The following is a 23281-nucleotide window of genomic DNA, read 5'->3' on the forward strand; positions in this document are numbered from 1 at the left end:
TCGCGCGTTTCGACATGTCCTCGGGGACATCCTCGCGGACCTGCGCGTCTGCGCTCCGCGAGGTTGTGCCTGGCCGCGGAGAAGACCTACTTGTAACGTCGACGTCCCATGGCCGACACCCATGATGACGAGCTCGCGGCCCTGCGCGCCGAGAACGAGCGCCTGCGGGGCGAGCTCACCGCGCTGGCGCAGGCCGAGGAGCGCTTCCGGGTGCTGTTCGAGCACTCCTGGGACGCCCTCCTGATCTTCGACAGCGCCGGCATCATCGACTGCAACAGCGCCGCGCTGCGGATGTTGCGCTGCGACGACCGCTCGCAGCTCCGCGCCTTGCACCCCGCCCAGCTGTCGCCCGAGCGCCAGCCCGACGGTCGGCTCTCGCGCGAGAAGTCGATCGAGATGGACGCCACCGCCCGCCAGCGCGGCGCGCATCGCTTCGAGTGGCTGCACCAGCGCATGGACGGCGAGCTGTTCCCGGTCGAGGTCACGCTCACCCCCGTGAACCTGCCGAGCGGGCCGATGATGCTGGTGGTCTGGCGCGACGTCAGCGAGCTGCGGGCCCGCGAGGCCGAGCTGCGCGAGCACGCGGTCCAGCTCGCGCTGCAGCAGCAGGTGATCCGCCGCCTCTCGACGCCGGTCATCAGCGTCGCCGCCGGCGTCCTGCTGGTCCCGATCGTCGGCGAGCTCGATCGCGACGGCGCCGCGGCGATGACCAGCAGCGTGCTGCAGGCGATCGGCGAGCGCCGCGCGAGCGCAGTGATCCTCGACCTCACCGGCGCCGACGACCTCGACGTCGACACCACCGCGGCCCTCGTGCGCACCGGCACCGCCGCGTCGCTGCTCGGCGCCAGTGTGGTCCTCGCGGGCATCAAGCCGTCGCTGGCCCGCACCCTCGTCGGCCTCGACCTCGACCTGTCGCAGGTGCGCACCACCAGCACCGCCGAACAGGCCATCGCCGCCGCGCTCGCGACCGTGTGATCGCGAATCTCGCGACCGCGTCACCGCGAGCAGCGGTCGCGCCTCGATCGCCGCATCGACGACCTTGCTCGGCGGTCACACGGCGAAGACCAGGGCTGCCCCGCCACGCGCCGGTGCGCAGTTACGCGCGCATCGAGAGGGTGACGATCGCGGGCCCGCCCACTATCCTCCTCGGCAGATGCCGCAAGCGAAGCCGAAGTCGAAGCAGGCCAAGAAGTCCGCCGCCAAGGCCGACGAGAAGAAGCGGACGAAGAAGGCCAAGAAGCAGACCGACAAGAAGCCCGCCGCGGCGAAGGCCAAGAAGGCCGCCAAGAAGCCTGCCGCCAAGGCCAAGAAGGCCGCCAAGACCGCCGCCCGCAAGGCCGAGAAGAAGGCGAAGAAGGCCGACAAGAAGACCGCCGCCAAGGCCAAGAAGGCCGCAGGCAAGGTCAAGAAGGCCGACACCAAGAAGGCCGCTGCCAAGGCCAAGAAAGCTGACGCCAAGAAGTCCGCCGCCAAGGCCAAGAAGGCCGACACCAAGAAGTCCGCCGCCAAGGCCAAGAAGGCCGACACCAAGAAGTCCGCCGCCAAGGCCAAGAAGGCCGACGCCAAGAAGTCCGCTTCCAAGAAGCCGACCTCCAAAAAATCTTCGCGGGCGCCCGGCCCTGCCTCGCCCGAGGTCGAGGCTGCGCGGCGGTTCTACGCCCTCCCGATCGACGCCGACGCCTTCGCTGCCAGCGACGAGGGCCTGACCGATCGGTCAGGCGAAGATCTGGTCGCCGCCCACCTCGGGCGCAACTTCGGCTACTTCGGCGCGATCGACAAGACCCTGTCCGGCTTCTACGTCCTCGACGACGAGGGCGACAACTATTACCTCGCCGACCTGCGTGACAGCGGCCAGGTCTGGTGGCAGGACCACGAGACCCGCGAGGTCTCGCTCAGCTTCGACAGCGTCGCCGACTACGCCGCCTACCGCGACGCCAGGGCCGAGGCCGACGAAGACGAGGACGCCGACGAGGACGACGAGGACATCGCCGATCGCTTCCGGCCGCGCAAGCTCAAGTCGACCAGCGCGCGCCGGCCCACCACTGCCAAGTTGCTCGAGCGCTATCAGTGGCTCATGTGGTTCTTCGCCCGCGGCCACGAGCTGCGCGGCAAGGCCATCAACAGCGACGAGGACATGGTGCGCGACGCCTACGGCCACCTGCGCGGCGCCTTCGACGGCCGCGCCGCCGAGGCCAAGGCCTTCGCCGCCGAGCGTGGGCGCCTCGCCGACGACCCGCACCTCGGCATCTACTGGCTGCTCCACACCAGCGTCCTGGCCGACCACGCCGGCCGCGAGCAGGTCGTCGCCGCCCTCGCCGGCAGCGAGCACCCGCTCGTCAATGCCTTCGTCGCCGCCTTCGGCGCCCTCGCGGACGACGGCGACGTCCCGGCCGCGCCTGCCTTCCGCGCCCGCCGCTCGCTGCTCCTCTACTACACCGGCGGCGCAGTCGACCGCGAGGACGTCGACCTCGACCGCCTCGTCGCCGCGGTGTACGCCGACCCCGTCACTCACGGCTTCGTCAAGGCCCAGCGGCTGGTCGAGACCGCCGCCGCCGCCGGCGAGCTCGATCGGCTGCACGCCCTCGTCGCCGGCGGCCCGCCCGGGCCCGAGCTCGGCTTCCAGGCCCTCGCCGCCCTGCTCGACGTCCACGCCGGCGTGCAGGCCAGCCGAGCCGCCGATGCTGTCCTCGAGAACATGCGCGAAAGTACAGACGTCGACCTGCTGGCCGCGGCGATCGAGCCGCTGGCCCCGCTGGCGACCGACCGCCTGCGCGTGCGCGACCTGATCGACGGCGTGCTCGCGCGCGACCCGTACCACTGGGGCCTCCTGCACGCCGCTCAGCAGGCCGCCGAGCGCGACGGTGACGGCGCGCGGGCCGAGCAGTTCGCCGCGCGGATCGCCCCGCTCGCCGAGGTGCGGCCGGTGCTGACCCAGCTCTTCAGCGAAGACGACGACGAACGCGAGCCCGCGCTCGCGCAGTTCCGCGAGCTCGCCCCGCCGCAGCGGCTGCTGCTCGCGCGGCGGCTGCTCGTCATGGCCGGGCAGATCGCCGGCGACGTCCTCGGCGCCGCGGTCGAGGCCCTGCTCGCCGCCGACGACATCGCCGCCCTCGCCGACCTGCAGGCGGCCGCAGTCGGGTTGCAGGCGCCGTCCGAATTCGCCGGCCAGCTCGCCGCGCTGCGCGAGGACGGCATCGTCGACCTCGCCGACCCGCTGCTGCCGACCTTCCAGGCGCTGCTGCTGCGGCCCGAGAGCGGCGAGTTCTTCGCCGACGACTGGAAGGAAGACCTGGTCGAGAAGCTGGCGCCGATCGCCCACGAGCCGGCGATCTTCGACTGGCTGCTGGCCGCGCTGGGCGACGACAGCCGCCACGAGCTGCGCGACAAGACCCTCTCGAAGCTGTTCATCGCCTACAGCGACAACAAGGTCGTCGCTCGCCTGTCCGAGGGGCAAGCCTTCCGCCTGGTCCGCCTGGCCGCGCGCCTCGGCGTCAAGCCCGAGAGCGCGAGCGAGGACGAGGACGGCGCGTTCCCGGCGATCCACGTCTACCACGCCGCCGGCCGGGTCCTGTTCTACTTCACCAACCCTGGCGGCCTGCCGGCGATCGCCGAGGTCCTGGCCGAGACGAGCGACCAGGAGCTGCTGAGCAACCTCTACAGCGGCCTCGCGCACATCAAGACCGAGGACGCGCTGGGGCTCCTGCGCTCGCGCCTGTTCGTCGAGCAGCGGCAGGTCTGGTACCTGTGCAACGCGGTCGCCGAGACCTTCGACGAGGCCGGGCACGACGAGATCATGATCGAGCTCGAGCGCACCCGCAGCGACCACGGCGCCAACAGCTACGCGGTGGTGTTCCTCGACTTCGAGAACGACACCAAGAAGAAGCCGCACGCCTACGTCGCCGCGCTCGCGCGGGCCGTGCTCGGCTGGCCGGAGCCGAGCGATCCGCGGGCCCGCGGCCAGCGCAAGTTCGTGCTGATGCACGCGGTCCGGCTCGGGCTCGAGAGCGGCGACCACGAGCTGGTGCGGCGGGCCCACGCGGCCGCGCAGGCGATCGCCGAGCCGCCGTTCTCCAACCTCAGCGAGCTGCACTACGAGCGGGCCACCGACGACCCGTGGCAATCGTTCAAGGCCAAGGACCGCAAGCAGCTGGAGCGCGTCCTGGCCGGCGACGCCGCGGCGCCCCGCAAGCTGGCCAAGCCGCAGAAGAAGATCGGCGACGACGCGCTCGCCGAGCTGGCCGGGGTGCCCATCGACCGCCGCTTCCTCACCACGTCCGACGGCGAGGTGTGGTTCTTCGACAAGCAGGAGCGCCTGCACGTGTTCGACGGCCAGGAGGTCAAGGCGCCGGGCTTCCAGGTCGTGTCCGACCTCGACGACCTCGGCAGCTTCCTCGCCGGCGTCGAGCGCTGCGACGGCCACGTCGTCCACTGGAACGCGTCGGCCGGGGAGTTCCGCGACATCGTCCGCTACGGCGACCGCGTCCTGGTCTACGAGGGCGTCAACAACGGCCGCTTCACCGGCCACGGCTTCGTCGCCGACGGGCCCGAGAGCGCCGAGGCGCTGTACCGCAAGCTCGCCGACGACCCGGCCAAGGACTGGTTCGCCGCCCAGCCGTGGTACGTGCCGCAGCGCGGCGGCGTCCTCCGCACCTACTACGCGCCGCACGCGGGCGAGGGCCACGACAAGCAGGTGTACGTCGACGAGCTGCGCGAGGGACCCGAGGCGCTGGCCGAGGTCGAGGCGCGCGTGCTGACGCTGCTGAAGCGCCCCGGCGCGCGCGTGGCGTGCATCGAGTGGAGGGACGACCGCCGCCGGCCGGGCGACATGGGCCTGCTCGAGTATTTCGAAGATCGCGCCCGCGACGACGAGCGCGCGCCGAGCTGGCACCTCGAGGCGTTCGCCGAGTTCGAGCAGCTGCTGGCGGAGTGGGGCTGGACGGCGGAGCTGGCTGACCTTTCGGTCAGCCGCGGCGCGCCGCCCGACGAGGCTGCGATCGCCCGCTTCGCCGACGCGGCCGGGGCCGAGGTGCCGGCGAAGCTGCGCGACGCGTGGTCCCACGGGCCGCTGGCGTGGCAGATCGGCGAGCGCGGCCGGGCCTTCCTCGGGCCCGACGAGGCGCTGGCGCGCGGGCCGGCGCTGGCGACCGCGGTGGAGGCGCTCGCGGGCAAGATGCGGCCGGCGGACGCGGAGCAGCTGCGGGCGATGATGGCCGGCGCGCAGGTGGTGATCGAGGACGCGCAGCAGCGACCGGTGGTGCTGTTCGTGCCGAAGTCGCCGCAGCGCAAGGATGGCCGCGTGTTCGTCGAGTACGACCTGTCGGAGTCGCCGGACGACCTGTGGTTCGAGGGGTCGTTCGAGTGGTTCATCGCCGAGTCGCTGGGTCGGCCGTTCGTGACGGCCCTCGGCGAGGTGTGCCCCGACCTGCGCGGGCTGCCGTACGGGGCGCGCCGCCACGATGGCGTGGTGCGGCGGCGCTACACGCAGGGCGGGAAGTTTTGGGAGGTGGTGTTCGATCCGCCGGCGGCGTTCGTCCTGACGCGCTCGGGCAAGCTCGGCGCCGCCGGCAGCGAGAAGCTGCGGCGGCTGGCGGGTGAAGAGGAGGCGCGGGCGCACTTTGAAAAGCTGGTCAAGGACAAGACGTCCGAGGGCTGGAAGCTCGCCAAGTAAGCGCCCGTCGAGGGCGCCACTGGATGTCTTTGGGGGCATGCTCTTGCGGGCATGCCCCTTTTGTCATGTCCTTAAGAACATGTCTCGAGAATCGGGAGCCTCCGAAGCGCTCCCGAGTCGTCGAGCTGGCGACGGCCGCCGTCACCGAGAGTTCGCCGGAGCTCAGGCGCGGCGGCGCCGGAGCAGCCAGCCCGTGAGCACGAACAGCGAGGTCAGCGCGAAACCATCGCCCGGCTCGCCGCCTTCGCTGCGACATCCGCAGCCTGCGTCGGAGTCGCCGCTCGCGGGCTCGCCTGCGGTCGCCGGCTCGGTCGTGCCTGCCGTCGTCGCAGCGCTGGTGACTGCGCCGCCGGTCGGCCCGTCGCCGGTCACGGCCCCGCTGGAGCCGTCGCTGGTGGGGTTGCCGGTCGGGCTGGTCTCGCTCGCGTCGCTGCTCGCGCTGTCGTCACCGCCGCTGTCGTCGTCGCTGCCGGTGTCGCTGCCGGTGTCGCTGCCGGTGGTGTCCTGCGGGGCCGTACCGGCGCACGGGGCCTCGGCGCGGGTGGGCTCGAAGTCGGGGCAGGAGGCAGGGTCGGCGCCGAGCGGGAGCTGCGGGAAGCCGAGCGTGCCAGTAGTAGGGTAGAGCTGCTCGACGCCCTGGCCGTCGACGATGTGGAAGAAGTAGCGGTGGCAGCCGGGGCCGGGCGAGAGCACCGCCTCGTAGGTGCCCTGATCGGGCTGACCGTGCCGCAGCGCCAGCGGCTCGCACACGGGCGTGACGCCGTCGAGGTAGTGCACGACCTGCGCGACCTGGGGCGGGCCGCCGCCGGGCAGGGAGTAGGTGATGCCGAAGGTCGGGGTGTCCTCCGGCTGCATCTTCGGTCCGGTGCCGCCGTCGTGGACGATGTCGCGGAAGTGCACGCCGTCGCCCGCGACCGGGTAGGTCCCGCCTGACCCGAAGACCAGGTGATAAACCGGCTTCCCGAAGCCCTGCGCAAAGCCGGTACCGAGCGCGGTGGTGCCGGCGCCGTTGATCGAGCCCCAGTGGGCGTCGGAGCCGATCCACCCCACCATCACCAGCTCGGGCGAGGCGTGGCCCTCCGCACCGTTCTCGCCGTGCGCGCGGTCGGAGAAGTGGGTGAAGCGATCGTACATGCTGGTGACGCCGCAGTCGGTCACCGGCCCTTCGCAGTGGGTGTCGTCGTCCATGCCGGCGAGCACGCAGCAGGTCGAGTGGTCCACGCACAGCGGACAGTCGGTGGTGGCGATATGCGTCGCTTGAAAGTTGGCGGCGCGCGCGAGGTCGGCGACGAGCTCGAGCGGCGGCGTGGCCGGTGGGATCGGGCGTCCCGACGGGGTCATGCCGTCCTTGCTCGGCAGGGCGTCGGCGGCGGCCGGGTTGGCGCGGATCCGGTTGGTCATGAAGCCGAGGACCCGCTCGTTGTGGCTCGGCAGCGAGCCGACCGGCTCGCCGATCGGCACCGCGGCCGAGGCGAGCGTCGGGAAGAGGACCGCGGCGACGAAGGCGAAGCGATCCAGCGAGCAAGCAAAGTTGGCCATGCGCGCGACGCTACCACGAGGCGACGTCACCGCAGCGCGGCCAAGTCCGCGCCCTCGGGCGCACGCGCAGCGACTGCTCGTGGCAGAACCTGAACCAGCGATCGCGGTCTTCTCGATCGCGCGCACGCGGCCGATCGTGCGCGGGAAGCGACACGTGACAGTGACGCGGAGCCCGCACCGAGCTCTGCGTGTCGCCGCCGCTCCCACGCGACATCCACGGGCGAAGTCGACGGACGGCTATCACGCGTCGAGTGATTCCCGGCGCGAGGCCATCGCGGACGAACGCGCCCTCGCGCTACCGGCCCGCCTCCCACGCGTCGAGCTGCTTCATCCCGCGCTCGCCGGCGACCCCCGCGAGCTCGAGCGACTCGCGGGCCTGCCTGGCGGCCTCGGCGGATTCAGCGGCGGCACCGGTGGCGCGCAGGGCCTGGGCGCGGGCCAAGTGCATGAGGCCGAGGTCGCCGGGGTCGTTGGTGGCGGCGGCGACGTTCTTGAGGGCGCGGTCGACGTGCTGCAGGGCGGCCGCGGGCTTCTGTTCGAGCAGATCGACCTGTGCCTGTCCCAAGAGACAGAGCCCGAGGTCGGGGTGGTCGGGGCCGAGGGCCTTCTCCCTGATCTCGCAACCACGCACGTAGGCCTCGCGCGCGCCGGGGTAGTCGGCGAGGTCGCGCTTGGCGTCGCCGATGAACGTGAAGACGCCGGCGACTGCCGGGTGGTCGGGCGCGAGCGCCGCTTCCAGATGCGCGAGCGCGGCCGTCAGCTCGGTCAAGCCCTCGGCTGGCTTTCCGGACAGCTGCAACATCCCGCCCACGTTCTGGCGGATCACCCCGACAGTCGGGTCCTTGGGGTTGATGGCTTCGAGGATCGCCTGCGACCGCTGCAGCGCGGCGATCGCCTCGGCGTAGCGGTTCTGGCGCTCGAGGCTGAGCGCGAGGTTGTTGAGCGGCAGCGCCAGGTCGGGGTGGCCGGAGCCGTGGGCGCGCTCGTCGAGCGCGACGGCCCGCTCGAACAGCTGCTGCGCCTCGACGTACTTGCCGCCGCGCAGCTTGGACGCCCCGAGCGCGTTGAGCAGGCCGACCAGGCGCGGGTGGTCGGGGCCGAAGACCTTTTCATAGAGGCCGATCGCCTCGCTCACGAAGGCCTCGGCGCCGGCGTTGTCGCCGGCGGCGATGGCGATCATGCCGACGTGGTGCAGCCACTGCGCGCGCTCGCGGTCGGGCTGGCCGCGGCGGCGCAGCAGCGCCTCGGCGTGGTCGACCCACGGCTGGGCCTCGGCCTTGCGCCCGAGCTTGTAGCCGACCACGAACATCTGGTTCAGCAGGCCGTCCCACAGCGTCTCGTCGTCGCGGTCGGCCACTGCTTGCCAGATCGCCGCAGCCTCGGTGATCCTCGCCCCCTCGTCGTTGCCCGCCTCGCGCTGCGCCCTGGCCAGCGCGTGGCGGGCCGCCGCGGTCAGGCTCGGGTCGTCGAGCGCGATCGCCTCGGTCGCGGTCGCCTCGAGCTCGGCCAGCGCGTCCTTGCTCTTGCCGGCGCTGACCTTGGCCCGCGCCGCCCGCAGCCGCTCGCGCACCGCCTCGCTGCGGGCCGGATCCGTCACCGATCGCGAGGCCAGCGCCCCGCTGCGCAGCGCCTCCGCGTCGGCGCAGGCCTGCAGCCCCGGCAATGCCACCGCCGCCTCCGTGGCCCGCTTCACCACCTGCTTGTCGGCCTGCTCGAGCAGCGCCAGCAGGGCGTCCAGGTCCTTCAGGCGGTGCTGCAGGCAGGCCATGCGCAGGTCCATCAGCTCGGCCGACTGCTCGCCGCGCACCTGGGTTGCGGAACATGTCTCTTCGTACATGTCCTTCCAGCCCTGCGCGTATTGATCGATCTGCGGCGCCGCCCCGGCCCACGCCCCCGCCGCGTACGGCAGGCCGGTGGCGGCGAAGGCGGCCTCGATCGTCGCGCGTCGGCCCGCGTGCCAGACCTCGCCCACGCGCTCGGCCCCGCCGCCGCACACCCCCGGGCCGGTCATCGCCCACGCAGTGCCGCCGGCGACCGCCGCCGCCAGCAGCGTCCCGCCGAGCGCCAGCGCCCAGCGTTGCCGGCGGGCGCGGCCGGCCTGTAGGTCGGCGAGCAGCGCGTCCATCCGCGGGTACCTGGCCTCTCGGTCAGGTTGCAGCCCGCGCAGGCAGATCCGGTGCAGCCAGCCGGGCACCTCGCTGCCGCGCGGCGGCGCCTCGCGCTGGTTGCTGCGGGCCTTGCGGGCCAGCTCCTCGATCGTCGCGCCGGCGAACGGGCGCTTGCCGTGGAGCGCCTCGAACAGGGCGACGCAGAAGCTGAACTGATCGGTGCGCGGATCGACCGCGACGCCGGCGTGCTGCTCGGGCGACATGTACGCCGGCGTGCCGACGATCGCGCCGTAGCGGGTGATCTGCGTGTCGAGGGCGCTGCCGCTGGCGGCCTCGGCCGCGCGCACCGGCGACTCGTGCTCCTCGTCGCGGCGGGCCAGACCGAAGTCTGCCACCTGCGCTCGCAGCTTGCCGGTCGCGGCGTCGGTGCTGAGCAGGACGTTGTCGGGCTTGAAATCGCGGTGAACCAGACCCACCGCGTGCGCGGCCGCCAGCCCGGCGCCGGCCTGAGCGAACACGTCGACGACCTCGGTCCAGCGCGGGCGCGTGGCCATCCACTGCCGCAGGTCGGTGCCCTCGACCAGGTCCATGGCGATGAACACCTGGTCCTCGCGGTGCGCCCCGACGTCGAACACCGGCACCACGTTGGGGTGCGACAGCTTGGCCATCGCCTGCGCCTCGCGGATCATCCGCGCCCGCGCCTCGCCGACGGCCGCGCCGTGCAGCAGCTTGATCGCCACGGTGCGATCGAGGTCGGGGTCGTAGGCCTTGTAGACCGTGCCCATGCCGCCCGCCCCGAGCTGTTTAATGATTAAATAGCGCCCGAGGGTGCGCTCCGGCGGCTGCGCTTCGCTCCCCGCGGGCACGCTCGCGGTGGTCCTCTCGACGTCGACCCTCGTGCGCACGCGGTCGAGGCTGTCGGGCCGGACCACCGTCTCCTCGACGCTGCCGACGCTCACGCTCGCGGGCGCCGCTCCCGGCGCGGTGGTCTCCTCGAGCGGGTCCTTCGCCTGACTTTCTGGCCATGTCCTTTTGGACATCTGATTGCGCTCGTCCATCGGCCGTCTCGCCCCCATCATCGGTCATGCCGGCCGCGCGACCAACCTCCCCGCGCGGGCGCCCGCGCGCGAACGGCTCGGATCCGCGCCGGATCGGCCGACAGAGGCCGCGAAAACGGCGGTTCGCAGAGCGGAGCTGCGTCGTGGCTCGGTGGTGGCCTCACCGAGGTCAGCTGTTCGGAGCGCTCGCCTCGATCACAGTCGCGGTCGAAGTCGCGTCGGCGCGCGTGCCCTGCGGGGCTCGACGCCAGGGCTCGACGCCTCGCACGCGCCCATCGGCGAGTATCCTGAACGCGTGGCCCGCTGCGTCGCCGGCTCCCGGGTTCGGCCACCGGCCTGATTGCAGCCCGATTCGGGGCCACGGGACGAAATCTCGCGAACGCGCCGAGCTCGCGTCGCGCAGGCGTCCTCGGGCCGCGAGTTTCACTATGGTGAATCGCGGTACCTGCATTGTCGGCGCGCGCCTCGCTTGCTACCGTGGGATGCTTTGAACTGGATCTTGTCTGTCGTCGCGCTCGCGCTCGCGGGCGCTGCTCCGAAGGTGAAGGACAGCGCTCAGGCCGCGCCGGGGACGGAGGTGGTGCGGGTCAAACGCGACTTCGGCAAGCCGCACTTCGACCTGGCGATCGACGCGTGGCTCAACACCGACGCCACGCGCATCGACGAGGCCCGCCTGTGGTGGGTCAACACCGCCGAGCAGGACCGGCGCAAGCCGCTCGGGCCGATGGTCGAGCGCATGGTCAAGCTGCGTTACCACCGGAGCTCGAGCCGCTCGCTGACGATCACCGTCACCGGCGACGGCAAGGAGTTCGCATTCGTCGTCGAGCTGGCCGAGTCGGGCCAGCTGCACGCGTTCGTCGCCATCGACACCGAGGACGGCCATCACGTCCCCCGCTGCCGCCTCGACGCGGCCCGCCTGATCGCCCACCGCGTGCTCGGCATGCCCGTCGGCCTCGCCCGCGTCGCCGTCACCTGCAGCGACGCCGGCGGCAATTTTCATAAGGGGCAGGTCAGGCACCGCGAGATCACCTGAGGCCTCGGCGGTCGCTCTTGGGGCATGTCCCAAGAGACATCATCGAGGCGCGTGAAGCATGTCGTGAAAAACATTTCTACTGCGCTCCGTTTGCCGCGCCTGGACGCGCGGGGCGTGTCGTAAGGACAGTTACCGTGCTGCCAAGTCGGCGAACGCCGCGCTTGTGACATGTCCGGAAGGACATCTGATCGCTGTCGCGGCGCCGACTCCAGAGTGTGTCCTCTAGAACATGTTTTAAAAGACATCTGAACGAGTGCTCGCGCCTACCGGTCGAGCTCGCCCCTCCCACTGCCCGCGCGGCGTCGCCCTCGTGCGCGCGCGAGCTCTCGTACAAGAACCTCGCCGGGGCCGCCGCGCCCCAGCTCGCGCTCGAACGAGGTTTTCTCCGCCCTCCAGCGGTCGCGCAGCCGCGCCTCGCGATTCGACCTCCCTTCTCGCTGCGCGCCGAAGATGAAGATTCAGTCAGTTGATTGACTTAATCAGTCGTATGACTTAGACCCTCCCGCGGAGGTTCTGATGAGCACCGAAAGCAGCGAGCAGGTTTTGGACTATCCCCTTCGCGCCCACGCCCCGCTGGAGCCGCCCGAGGAGTGGGCCAAGCTGAGGCAGGGCTGCCCGGTCGCCCACGTGCGGCTGCCCAGCGGGGACCAGGCGGTCCTCTTGACCCGCTACGCCGATGTTCGCCAGGTGCTGGCCGACCCGCGGTTCACCCGGCAGCTCGGCCAGGAGGGCGCGGCCAAGCTGTCGGAGGACGGCGGCAGCGTGTTCGAGACCGAGGAGGCCGCCTCGCTGACCGAGGGCCATGAGCGGTGGCGGCGCCTGCTTCACAAGTCGTTCACCGCCAAGCGCGTCTCGGCCATGCAGCCGCGCATCGAGGCGATGGCCGATCAGCTGCTCGACGACATGGTGCGCCAGGGCGCGCCCGCCGACCTGGTGGCCGGCCTCGCCTTCCCGTTGCCGGTCTGGGTGATCTGCGAGCTGCTGGGCATCCCCGACATCGACCGCGACAAGCTCGCCTTCTGGTCGAACGCGATGCTGAACATGACCCAGTTCACCCGCGAGGAGATGCAGCAGGCGCAGGTGGAGTTCGCCGAGTACATGACGGCGCACATCGCCGCCAAGCGGGCCGCGCCGGGCGAAGACCTGCTGAGCGAGATGGTCGCCGCGGTCGACGAGGGCCACCCGCTGACCGAGCGCGAGCTGATGATGATCGGCCAGGGCATCCTGGTCGCCGGCCACGAGACCACCTCCAACACGATCGCCAAGATGATGGCGATGCTGCTCAGCGAGCGCTCGCGCTGGGAGCAGCTGGTCGCCGACCCGTCGCTGGTCCGCACCGCGGTCGAGGAGGCGCTCCGCTTCGACGCCAACGCCGGCTTCGGCCTGCCCCGCTTCATCACCGAGGAGATCGAGGTCAGCGGCCAGAAGCTGCCGGGCGGCACGACGGTGGTCTGCAACATGGCGGCCGCCAACCGCGACGAGCAGGCCTACGAGCGCGCCGATACCATGGACCTGACCCGCTCGCCGAATCCGCACTTGACCTTCGGCGTCGGGCCGCACTCGTGCGTCGGCCAGGCCCTGGCCCGCACCGAGCTGCAGACCACGCTGAACGTGCTGCTGCGCCGCCTGCCGACGCTCGCGCTCGCCGTCCCGACCGAAGAACTGGCCCGCCGCGAGGGCCTGCTCATCGGCGGACTCGAGCGGGTTCCAGTACGCTGGTGACCCATGGCCGGACCACGCACGAGGCACGCCCACGCCACCGAGACCCGCGAGCTCATCCTCACCACGGCCGAGCGCCTGTTCGCCGAGCACGGGGTGGCCGCGGTCTCGAACCGCCAGATCAGCGAGGCCGCGGGCCAGGCGAACAACTTCGCCGTGGGCTACCACTTCGGCACCAAGACCGACCTGGTGGCCGCCATCGTGCGCCGGCACGCGCCGGAGATCGAGCGCCGGCGCGTGGACCTTCTGAAGGCGATCCAGCGCTCGGAGACGCTGCGCGACTGGCTCGGCTGCCTGGTCCTGCCCTCCACCGACCACCTCGCGTCGCTCGGCAACCCGAGCTGGTACGCGCGCTTCATCGCCCAGGCGACCACCGATCCGGTGCTGCGCCAGATCGTCATCGACGAGACGAGCGCGTCGCCGTCGATGCGCGGGGTCTCCGAAGGCCTCATGCGCCTCATGCCGGTGCTGCCCGCCGACGTGATCGCCGAGCGCGCCGACATGAGCCGCCACCTCATCGTCCACGTGTGCGCCGAACGCGAGCGCGCGCTGCAGGAAGGCACGACGACCCCGCGGGCGACCTGGGAGGGCGCGGCGGTCGGACTCATCGACGCCCTGGCGGGTCTGTGGCAAGCCCCGTTCACCCCCACCCGCTGACCTCAGAAAAATATCGACGGAGAGCGACGACCATGCGCGTGATTGTGGATCTGGAAAAATGCTGCGGGGCAGGCCAGTGCGTCCTGCTCGCGCCGAAGGTGTTCGACCAGCGCGACGACGGGATCGTGATCCTGCTCGACGAGCACCCGCCCGAGGCGGTGCGCGAGGCGGCCTGCGTGTGCCCGGGCGCGGCGATCAAGCTCGAGGACCTGGCATGACGAACCCCGCGAGCGTGCTGGTCGTCGGCGCCTCGGTGGGCGGCCTCGCGGTGGCCGAGTCGCTGCGCCGCGACGGCTACGCCGGCGCGCTGACGCTGCTCGGCGCCGAGCGCCACCCGCCCTACGACCGGCCGCCGCTGTCGAAGAAGGTGCTCGCCGGCGAATGGGAGCCGGACCGCACGCGGCTGCGCGCCGACGCGGCGCTGGCCAAGCTCGAGATGACGACGATCCTCGGCGACCCGGCGGTCCACCTCGACGTGCTCGGCCGCGCGGTGACGACTGCGTCGGGCCGCCGCTTGACCGCGGAGGCGATCGTGCTCGCCACCGGCCTCGAACCGCGGCGCCTGCCCGGCCAGGCGCCGTGGCCCGGCGTGCACGTGCTGCGCACGCTCGACGACGCGGTGGCGCTGCGAGCCGAGTTGCTCGCAGCCTCGCAGGTGGTGGTCGTCGGCGACGGCGTGCTCGGCACCGAGGCCGCGGCGACTGCCCGCGCGATGGGCCTGGCAGTGACGCTGGTCGGTCCGCAAGCGACATTGCTCGCCAGCCAGCTGGGGCCGCAGATCGGCGGCCACCTGGCGGCGCTGCACACCCGCCTGGGCGTCCAGCTGCGCCTGGGCGCGGCGGTCGAGGCATTGGTCGGCGACGACGAGCGCGTCCGCGGGGTCCGCCTGGCCGGCGGCGAGGTGCTGCCCGCCGACGTGGTGGTGGTGGCGATCGGCTCGCGTCCGGCGACCGACTGGCTGTTCGACAGCGGGCTGCGCCTCGGCGACGGAGTGGTGTGTGACTCCCGCTGCCGCGCTGCGGAGGGCATCTACGCGGTCGGCGACGTCGCGCGCTGGCACCACGAGGTCCTGGGCACCGCACTGCGCCTCGAGAACCGCAGCAACGCGGTCGAGCAGGGCGCAGCCGTGGCCGCCAACATCCTCGGCAAGGACCGACCCTACACGCCGGTGCCGTTCTTCTGGACCGACCAGTACGACGTGAAGATCCAGGTCCACGGCTTCGCCGGCGCCGACGCGCAGGTGGCCGTCGTCGATGGGTCGCCCGAAGCCGGGCAGTTCGCGGCGCTGTACGGCAGCGCCGGCAAGGTCACCGGCGTGCTCGGGTGGAACATGGTGAAGCAGACCCGCGCGCTGCGACAGCACGTGGTCGAGGGCACCGACTGGTCGCTGGTGAAGTCGCTGCGAGCCTCGTGAGCGGGCGGTCGCCTGCTTCTCGGCCAGGGTCTCGCAAGCCGTCTCGTACGGCCGCTTCGACGCCAGGATGTCCTTTGGAGCAGGTCATCCGCGGCCGAGCATCCGCCGTCTCGGGGTCACGACGGTGGGGCACGGCTGTCCTTTGGGTCATGCCACCCGCAGCGCTCATCTCGCGGCTCGCATCCTCGCGCCGATGTCAATTCCTCGCGCTTTCATGCCCTGCTCGCTGACGCCGTCCACCGCTGCGGGGCTGCGTGGGGCGAGAATGCACCGGACCCGCGGGTGTAACGGCGTGGATGGAGCTCATCCGCGGTAGACTGCGGGCATGAACTTCCTTCGCCTGAACTTCCTGATCTTGAGCGTCTTCGCAGCCGCGTGCGGCGAGAAGGGTGACGACACCGAAGGCACCCCCACCGGCACGACGACGACCACCGACGGCGGCCCCACCACCGGCACCACCACGGATACTTCGACCGACGGCACCACTGCCCCGACCACCGGCGAGCCCGCCTGCGTCGATCCCTCGCTGACCGACATCGGCCCTTCGGTCGAGGTCACCCTGCGCAACGACGGGGCCACCCGGCTGTTCCTCAACCTCCAGGAGATGTGCACGTCGGTCCTGCCGATCGCGCTGCGCGACGCCAGCGACGTCGCGGTCAAGATCAACAAGGACGCCTGCGAGAACGGCTGCGACGCCGTCCTGTCCGGCGGCTGCGGCTGCCCGGCCGGCTGCCCCCCCGGCCAAGTGGTCCAGCTCGAGCCCGGCGGCACCTTCGTCACCACCTGGTCGGGCCGCGTCTGGAACGAGCTCACCCTGCCGGCCGAGTGCCCCATGGAAGGCTGCGAGCCACAGTGCTTCGCCGCGGCCCAGGCCCCCGCGGGCACCTACACCGTGAGCGCGCGGGGCCTCGACGCGCTCGTCGACTGCGAGCCCTGCAGCTGCGAGCCCGGGCCCGAGGGCAGCTGCGTGTTCAACGGCTTCGCCATGGGCGCCGAGGTCGTCGCCGAGGCCGAGCTCGTCTACCCGACGCAGACCGGGGTCGAGGTCGCGTTCGAGTGATCTGTTTTTCTGGTCATGTCCAAAAGGGCATGACCTGAACGCCATGTTGGTCCGGACCTACGTCCGCCTCGCAGTCAGGCGGGCGGGGAAGGCGTCTTCGACGCCCGGCAAGAAGAGCGGGTGGCCGGCGCGCGCGGCCTCGATGGCGCGCTCGAAGTCGAGACGGCACGACCGCGGTGCGAGCGGATCGCGGTCGCCACCGACCTCGCCGGCGACTGGCCGGCCGCGCTGCTCGCCGCCGGCTTCGATCGCTCGCAGCGCTCGCTGTGGCTGGTCGAGGGCCTGCTGCAGTACCTCGACGCGGACATCGTCGCCGCGCTGTTCGCCCGGCTCGCGCAGCTGTCGGCCCCGGGTTCGCGGCTGCTCTACGACGTGGTCGGTCGCACGTTGCTCGAGTCGCCCAGGCTCGCGCCCACCCTGGCGATGATGCGCGAGCTGGGAGCGCCGTGGCGCTTCGCCACCGACGAGCCGGCGCGGTTGATCGGCGAACACGGCTGGGACACTGTCGTCCTCAATCCGGCGGTGCTCGCGGCGGAGTGGGGCCGCTGGCCGTTCCCGGCGCTCCCGCCCGACGCTCCCGGCATGCCGCGCGGCTACATCGTCGAGGCCGGCAAGCCGTGAGGCGATGCGCGAATCCCAGGACCGTGGCACGCGAGCGGGCCGTGGTGGTACATTCGCGGCTTGTCACGCTATCCGTCGTCTCCCTGGATTTCCCTCGGCCCGATACGAATCGCAGTCTTCGGATTGCTCGCCGGCTGTGGTGACGACAGGTCCACCGGTGCCAGCGACACCGCGATGATGACCGGCGCGACGACCACCGGCGGCGCCCTGCCGCCGACCACGAGCGACGGCGCCACCGCTGCGTCCACCAGCACCTCGACCACCGCGGGCAGCGGGACCCAGACGGACAGCGGCACCACCACCGGGCCCGTGAGCCCGACGGACCCCACGACGAGCGCGACGACGACGACGTCGACGACCGGCTCGACCACGAGCGACGACACGACGACCGGTGATGTGCCGATGCCCGGGTCGCTGCGCTTCAAGGCGATCCCCGAGTACAGCCTCGGCCTGAACAAGCCCTACCGCGCCGCGTACCGCGATCTCGACGCCGATGGACGCATCGACATCGTGACAACCACCGCCCAGGACGATCGGGTCGCGGTCGCCTTCGCCCAGCCCGACGGCTCGTTCGAGATCGCGGCCGAGCATCCGACCGCCAACCCGCACGTCGCGGCGCTGGGCGACGTCGACGGCGACGACCTCGTCGACATCCTGACCACCCGGACCGACGGCGACCTGTGGCTGCTGCGCGGCAACGGCGACGGCAGCTTCCAGCCCCCCGTCGAGCGCACTGCGGTCGACCCGTGGCTCCGGCCGGTGCTCGCCGACATCGACGGCGACGGCGACCTCGACCTGCTCGGCACGGGCAACTACGACAAGATCTTCGTCCACCTCAACGACGGCCTCGGCAACTTCACGGAGCAGCCGGACGTCCCCTTGCTGGGTCGGCCGCTGCTGTCGGCGACCGATCTCGACGGCGACGCGCTCGCCGACCTGCTCATCGTCCACACCAACGGCGGCAGCAAGCACCACGTGCAGGTCGGCCTGTCCCAGGGCGACGGCACCTTCACGCTCCTCGACCCGGTCCAGGTGCCGGCGATGAACGGCGTCCCGTTCGGCAACCTCGACGACCACACGATCGGCGACGTCGACGGCGACGGCCGCGTCGACGTCGTCGTCGTCGACCATGACGGGGTGTCGATCATGCTCGGCGGGCCCGACGCGACGTTCGCCGCCGCGTCGCGCTACGACGCGGGCGAGTTCGGCTCCGGCGCCGCGCTCGGCGACTGGGACGGCGACGGCAAGATCGACCTCGCCCACGCGAGCGACGAGGACTTCCTGCTGTACGTCCGCAGCGGCCACGGCGACGGCACCTTCGCCGATCCGCCGCGCACCTATACGACCGCCCAGGCCTGCACGGACCTCACCGCCGGCCGCTTCGACGACGACGCGCGCGACGACATCGTGCTGGGTTGCACCGGCCTGGCGGTCGCGGTCAGCCTCGGCGACGGCACCTTCTTCGCCGCGCCCGCGGTGCGCGCGGGCGTCCAGCCGTACCAGAGCGCAGTCGGCGACTTTAACGAGGACGGCGACCTCGACCTCGTCGTCGGCTACGTGAGCTCCGAGGACATCGCGGTGTTCCCCGGCGACGGCGCGGGCGAATTCGGGGCGCCGCTGTCGCTGATTCAGGAGACCGGAGCGCTGAGGTACGTCCGCGTCGCCGACATGGACGCCGACGGTCACCTCGATCTCGTCACTTGCGCGGAGGAGGGCCTGAGCGTCGCGATTCGCGTGCGCCTCGGCGACGGCGCCGGCAACTTCGTCGACCCGCCGGTGGCGACTGTCCCGCACATGGTGTGGCCGGAGATCGCCGACATCGACGGCGACGGCGATCTCGACGTCGTCAGCACCGGCCTCGCAGGGCTCAACATCCTGCGCAACGACGGGACCGGCGCGCTCGCCCCCGACCCGACCCTGCCGGCCGACGGCGACGGCCCCTACACCCTCGCCCTCGCCGATCTCGACCAGGACGGCGACCTCGACGTGGTCGGGGGCCACTACGAATTGAAGCAGATCGAGCTGTTCTGGAACCACGGCGACGGCACGTTCGATCCATCGACTACCAAGCTGCCCAGCCCCGCCACCGTATGGCGCGCCATCCCGGACGACTTCGACGGCGACGGCACCCTCGACCTCCTGCGCGCGACCTTCGACAACGACCCCGCGACCGCCGACCTCGTGGTGCTCCCTGGCAACGGCGACGGCACGTTCGGCCAGGCCATCGAATCGCCGCAGATCTACTTCCCCTTCGAGAGCCAGGTGCTCGCCGCCGACTTCAACAACGACGGCCGCCTCGATCTGCTGCACACCCGCGGCAACGCGTTCGTCCTCGCCCGCCTCGGCCTCGGCGACGGTACCTTCGGCGAGGCGGTGTCCTACCCGTTCAGCTTCGCCGGCTGGTTCACGTCAGGCGACCTCGACCACGACGACCTGCTCGACGTCATCATCTCGCGGCGGATGCAGCAGAAGCGGTCCCACGTGGGCGTCTGGCTCAACGTCTCCGAGTGACCCGGCGCGCCGCGCCGGCGGCGAGCGTCCTGAACCGTGGGGATGAGGACGGCGCGGACTTTGCGCGGCGATCCACGGCAGCGGGCGTGTCAGGAGCGCGCGTCAGGGGTATAAGCGCGCCATGACCCAAGCCACCAAGCACTCCGGCGGATGCCACTGCGGCAAGGTCCGCTACGAGGTCAACGCCGACCTCGACCAGCCCGTCCTCGCCTGCAACTGCAGCATCTGCGGCAAGACCGGCGTCCTGCTGACGTTCGTGCCCAAGAGCGAGTTTCGCCTGACCGCCGGCGACGACGGCCTGACCGACTACCAGTTCGCCAGCAAGACCATCCACCACCTGTTCTGCAACACCTGCGGGATCCGCTCGTTCGCCCACGGCGTCGGCCCTGACGGCACCGAGATGGTCGCCATCAACGTCCGCTGCCTCGACGACGTCGACCTCGACAAGCTCAGCGTCAACAAGTACGACGGCAAGAGCGCCTGATGCTCCTGTCCGTCGAGACATGTCCCCGAGAGCATTCCCGAACGGGAATGTCTTGAAAGACATGCCCCAAGGGACATGCCTCAGCGCCGCCGCTCTCCCGCCTCCAGCGTCACCGTCTCGCGCCCGCCGGCGCGGGCCAGCTCGAGCGTCACGCTCTGGCCGCGGCGGACGCTCGCGGGCGCCAGCAGGCGGGCCGCGCTCTCGGAGTTGGTGGCGGACACCGCCAGCCCGTCGACGCCGACCACCTCGTCGCCGGGCTGCACGCCCGCCTTGTCGGCCGGGCCGTCGATCGTGACCGCCTCGATCCACAGCCGCTTCGGCGCCCGCGGATCCTCCTTCTCCTTCAGCGGCGCCGGCTGCTCGCCGAGCGGACGCGGCCGCCCGATCTCGGTCGCCAGGCGCGTGCGCAGGCCGAGCTCGCCGCGCTCGGCCTGGGCGACCTTGCCGGTCGACACCCCGTAGATCGTGCCGAGGTCGGCCTCGACGCCGGCGGCGACCGAGTAGTCGGCCCGGGCGATGATGCCGACGTCGGACAGGTCACCGTCGACGAAGTGCAGCTCGCCGGTGCCGGGGCTGACGCTGGCCAGCTCGAAGCGGCCGGTGGCGTCGGTGCGCGGGCCCTTGCCGAACAGGCTGCCGATGAGGTTGCCGGTGCGCTCGCCCTTGCCGAAGGTCATCACCGACATCCCCGCCAGCGGCTGGCCGCTGCGCGAGTCGAGGAGGACGCCGCGCAGGCGGGCCCACGGCTGCAGGTCGAGGGTGATCGCCGCGCGCTCGCCCGGCTTCAGCTCGAGCGAGTGTTCGACGCGGCCGGCGTCGGCCACTGCGATGAGCTCGTAGGCGCCGGGGTCGAGGTGGTCGAGGCGCTGGCTGCCGGTCGCGCTGTCGCCGACCTCGCGGTTGGTGCTGGTGCCGCCGTCCGGCTTCTTGTGCGTGACGTGCAGCTCCCACCGCGGCACCGGCTCGCCGCCGGCGCGCGCGGTGACCGTCAGCTCCGCCAGCGGGACCACCTGTAGGCGCACGTCTGTCCCCGGGGACAGGCCGGACACCTCGACGCGCGCGCCGCCGCGGAGGGCCTCGGCGCGCAGGGTGTAGCTCCGGCGGGCCAGGCCGGTGAACTCGAAGCGGCCGTCCTCGCCCGACAGCGCCGGCTCGCTGCGCCCCTGAAACCCCGGGGACGCCTTCGCCTGGGGATCCTTGGGCGGCTCGGGCACGAGCCCGACCTTCTCGCCCGAATGGGCGGCCTCGGGCCGGTGGAACAGGCTCTCGGCCGCGTCGCGCTGCTCCGGCGTCGCGGTGATCCACGCGTCGGGCGTCGGCGCCCCGTCGGGGCCGAGCACCACCCCGCGCAGCACGCCGTCGCGCAGCTCCACCACCAGGTCGACGCCCGGGGTGACGACCCCCGCCGAGATGGTCTTGCGGACAGGTTCGTAGGACCTGTCCGAAGGGACATCCCAGCGGATCACGTTGCCCGCGCGGTCGAGCACCCGCACCTCGTACTCGCCGCCGTCGAGGCCGCGCGCGGCGTAGGTGCCGTCCTCGGCGATCGGGGAGCGGTCGCGGCGGTCCATGTCGAACGACATCGCCATGCCGCTCTGCTTCGGCGCGACCGGCAGCAGCTGCACGCTGCCGCCCTTGACCGCGGCGCCACGGGCGTCGACCACCCGGCCGGTGACCGTCGCGCGCGGCTCGAGCACCACCACCGCGCCTTTCAGGCCGTCGGCGCCGACCTCGACGTCGAGCTGCCCGCGGCTGCCGTCGGGCGCCTCGGCGACCAGGCGCAGCGGACCCGGCTTGACCGGGCGCAGCGTGAACTCGCCGCTGGCGTCGGCGCGCCCGCGCACGAGCACGTTGCCGAGGTTGGCGAGGAAGGTCATGAAGCCGGGCTCGTCGTCGGCCAGGGTCAGCGACACCGCCGCCATCGCCGGCGGCTCGACCCGCCCGCGCACCTCGACCCCGCGGTCGAGCTCGACCAGCACCCCGGTGACGTCGGCGTCGGCCACGGTGACCGACGGGCCGCCGAGGATCTCCGGCAGCGCCTGCTCGGCCACCGAGCCGAGCATGTACGTGCCCGGCCGGACGCCGAGCACCTCGAAGTAACCGTCGACCGCGCTCGGGCCGGTGGCCGGGCGCAGCGCGAACGGGCTCAGCGCCAGCGCGCCGACCATGACGCCGTCGAGCGCCTTGCGCGGGTCGTCCTTGGCGGCGACAAAGCCGGAGATCTTGAACGCCCGCTCGACGCGGACCTCGACCCCCGTGAGCGACTCGCCGACCCCCAGCTCGATCTTCGTCGGCTCGCGCGAGGCGTGCCCGGCCGCCGCCGCCCACAGCTTGTGCGCGCCCGAGGCCATGCCGCCGAGGCGGAACCGGCCGCGCGCGTCGCTGATCGCCGGGGCGCCGCCGAACCCGCCGAACTCGCCGACGCTGACGATCGCACCCTCGACCGGCGCGTCGCCCGGATCGGCGCGCACCGTGCCCTCGACCGTGGCCGCGGGCACCAGCCGCAGTTCGACCGATCGCGGACCGCCGGCCACGTCGACGCTCTCGCTGTCGCCGGTGTAGTCGGCGTGCCAGGCGGTGACCTGATACAGGCCGTCGTCGACCTGCACCGCGAACCGACCCTCGCCGTCGCTGACCGCCGGGAACGAGGCGCGGCTGAACTGGATCAGGTTGCCCTCGCCCTGGCGGTCGACGCTGACGATCGCGCCCTCGACCGGCCCGCCGCCGATGTCGCTCACCGTGCCGCGCAGCACGTGGCCGCCGGCGACCAGCGCGGCGTCGAGGCCGGTGTGCGGCGTACCTGCCTGAAGCGACAGGTCCTTGCGGACATACGGCAAGTAGCCGTCGGCGGAGGCGCTGAGGATGTAGTGCCCGGGCCGCACCAGCGGCACCGACCAGTCGCCCGAGACGTCGGTGCGCACGGTGATCGGCGCGCCGATATCGCCGAACTCGACCGGGGCGCCGAGGCCCTTCGGCCGCAGCATGACCACCGCGCCCGCGAGGCCGCGCCCGCTCTTGGCGTCGTAGACCCGCCCCGCGGCCGAACACGGCGAGACGTCGACCTCGCCGCGTGCCCGCGCCGCCGCGCGCTCCTGGGTGATGGCAGCGGCCCGCGTCGCCCGGTCGACCGTCGGCTCGGCCTTCGCCTCCTCCGGCCCGGGCCGCGCGAGCAATGTCCACACTGCGACCGCCAACAACACCAGCGCGACCGCGACGCCTGCCAGGAACCTGCGCGACACGGGGCCAGTCTCGACCAGCGAAGGCCCGGGCGCAAGCCCCCATCGCATGTCTTTGAAAACATGTCCTTCGAGCCATGTCACGTCGACGGCCGGCCGCGGTCGCCCCGGCGAAACGCCAGGTCCCGGGAGTCGAGATCCGGATCGAGTTCACCGCTCCGGCGCTCACGGGC

General features: G+C 72.1%; 15 protein-coding genes. 11 read left to right on the forward strand and 4 right to left on the reverse strand.

Annotated features, from left to right (window positions below):
• Window positions 1-108: 108 nt before the first annotated feature.
• Together OV090_RS47285 and OV090_RS47290 are read left to right on the forward strand one after the other, a co-directional pair.
• Window positions 109-975 carry an STAS domain-containing protein gene (locus tag OV090_RS47285; RefSeq protein ID WP_267711674.1) on the forward strand — a complete coding sequence of 289 codons (867 nt, stop codon included), beginning with the start codon at window positions 109-111 and terminating at the stop codon, window positions 973-975.
• 178 nt (window positions 976-1153) lie between these two features.
• Entirely contained in the window at window positions 1154-5668 is a 4515-nt protein-coding gene (locus OV090_RS47290; protein ID WP_267711675.1) for a WGR domain-containing protein, read from the forward strand.
• A gap of 162 nt (window positions 5669-5830) precedes the next feature.
• Here the strand turns inward: OV090_RS47290 and OV090_RS47295 are convergent, their stop codons facing one another.
• Together OV090_RS47295 and OV090_RS47300 are read right to left on the reverse strand one after the other, a co-directional pair.
• Complete coding sequence (locus OV090_RS47295; RefSeq protein WP_267711676.1) at window positions 5831-7207, reverse strand: hypothetical protein; 1377 nt, start codon at window positions 7205-7207, stop codon at window positions 5831-5833.
• Between the two features lie 295 nt (window positions 7208-7502).
• On the reverse strand, window positions 7503-10373 hold the full coding sequence (locus OV090_RS47300; protein WP_267711677.1) for a serine/threonine-protein kinase: 2871 nt from the start codon (window positions 10371-10373) through the stop codon (window positions 7503-7505).
• A gap of 499 nt (window positions 10374-10872) precedes the next feature.
• On the opposite strand from OV090_RS47300, the gene OV090_RS47305 reads away from it, so the two are divergent.
• The 7 genes from OV090_RS47305 to OV090_RS47335 all read left to right on the forward strand — a co-directional run bounded on the left by OV090_RS47305 (window position 10873) and on the right by OV090_RS47335 (window position 16877).
• Window positions 10873-11406 (forward strand): hypothetical protein, encoded by a 534-nt coding sequence (locus OV090_RS47305; RefSeq protein WP_267711678.1) that lies wholly within the window; start codon window positions 10873-10875, stop codon window positions 11404-11406.
• 516 nt (window positions 11407-11922) lie between these two features.
• Complete coding sequence (locus tag OV090_RS47310) at window positions 11923-13128, forward strand: cytochrome P450 (protein ID WP_267711679.1); 1206 nt, start codon at window positions 11923-11925, stop codon at window positions 13126-13128.
• Window positions 13129-13131: 3 nt separating this feature from the next.
• On the forward strand, window positions 13132-13782 hold the full coding sequence (locus tag OV090_RS47315) for a TetR family transcriptional regulator (RefSeq protein ID WP_267711680.1): 651 nt from the start codon (window positions 13132-13134) through the stop codon (window positions 13780-13782).
• 32 nt (window positions 13783-13814) lie between these two features.
• Window positions 13815-14000 (forward strand): ferredoxin, encoded by a 186-nt coding sequence (locus OV090_RS47320; protein ID WP_267711681.1) that lies wholly within the window; start codon window positions 13815-13817, stop codon window positions 13998-14000.
• A complete protein-coding gene (locus OV090_RS47325) occupies window positions 13997-15196 on the forward strand; it encodes an FAD-dependent oxidoreductase (RefSeq protein WP_267711682.1) in 1200 nt (399 codons plus the stop codon). Before OV090_RS47320 ends, OV090_RS47325 begins: the two co-directional genes overlap by 4 nt.
• A gap of 325 nt (window positions 15197-15521) precedes the next feature.
• A complete protein-coding gene (locus OV090_RS47330; protein WP_267711683.1) occupies window positions 15522-16256 on the forward strand; it encodes a hypothetical protein in 735 nt (244 codons plus the stop codon).
• Window positions 16257-16376: 120 nt separating this feature from the next.
• Complete coding sequence (locus OV090_RS47335; protein ID WP_267711684.1) at window positions 16377-16877, forward strand: SAM-dependent methyltransferase; 501 nt, start codon at window positions 16377-16379, stop codon at window positions 16875-16877.
• 68 nt (window positions 16878-16945) lie between these two features.
• Here the strand turns inward: OV090_RS47335 and OV090_RS47340 are convergent, their stop codons facing one another.
• Complete coding sequence (locus OV090_RS47340) at window positions 16946-17302, reverse strand: hypothetical protein (protein ID WP_267711685.1); 357 nt, start codon at window positions 17300-17302, stop codon at window positions 16946-16948.
• Between OV090_RS47340 and OV090_RS47345 the strand changes: the two genes are divergently transcribed.
• Together OV090_RS47345 and OV090_RS47350 are read left to right on the forward strand one after the other, a co-directional pair.
• Window positions 17280-19388, forward strand: a complete 2109-nt coding sequence (locus tag OV090_RS47345) for a VCBS repeat-containing protein (protein ID WP_267711686.1) — start codon at window positions 17280-17282, stop codon at window positions 19386-19388. The genes OV090_RS47340 and OV090_RS47345 overlap by 23 nt on opposite strands.
• A gap of 121 nt (window positions 19389-19509) precedes the next feature.
• Window positions 19510-19872, forward strand: a complete 363-nt coding sequence (locus OV090_RS47350; RefSeq protein ID WP_267711687.1) for a GFA family protein — start codon at window positions 19510-19512, stop codon at window positions 19870-19872.
• Window positions 19873-19952: 80 nt separating this feature from the next.
• On the opposite strand, the gene OV090_RS47355 is transcribed toward OV090_RS47350, so the two are convergent.
• Window positions 19953-23111, reverse strand: coding sequence for a carboxypeptidase regulatory-like domain-containing protein (locus OV090_RS47355; protein ID WP_267711688.1), 3159 nt, complete (start codon window positions 23109-23111; stop codon window positions 19953-19955).
• Window positions 23112-23281: the final 170 nt, after the last annotated feature.

Origin of the sequence: Nannocystis sp. RBIL2 (genome assembly GCF_026626745.1) — a bacterium.
GTDB lineage: Bacteria > Myxococcota_A > Polyangia > Nannocystales > Nannocystaceae > Nannocystis.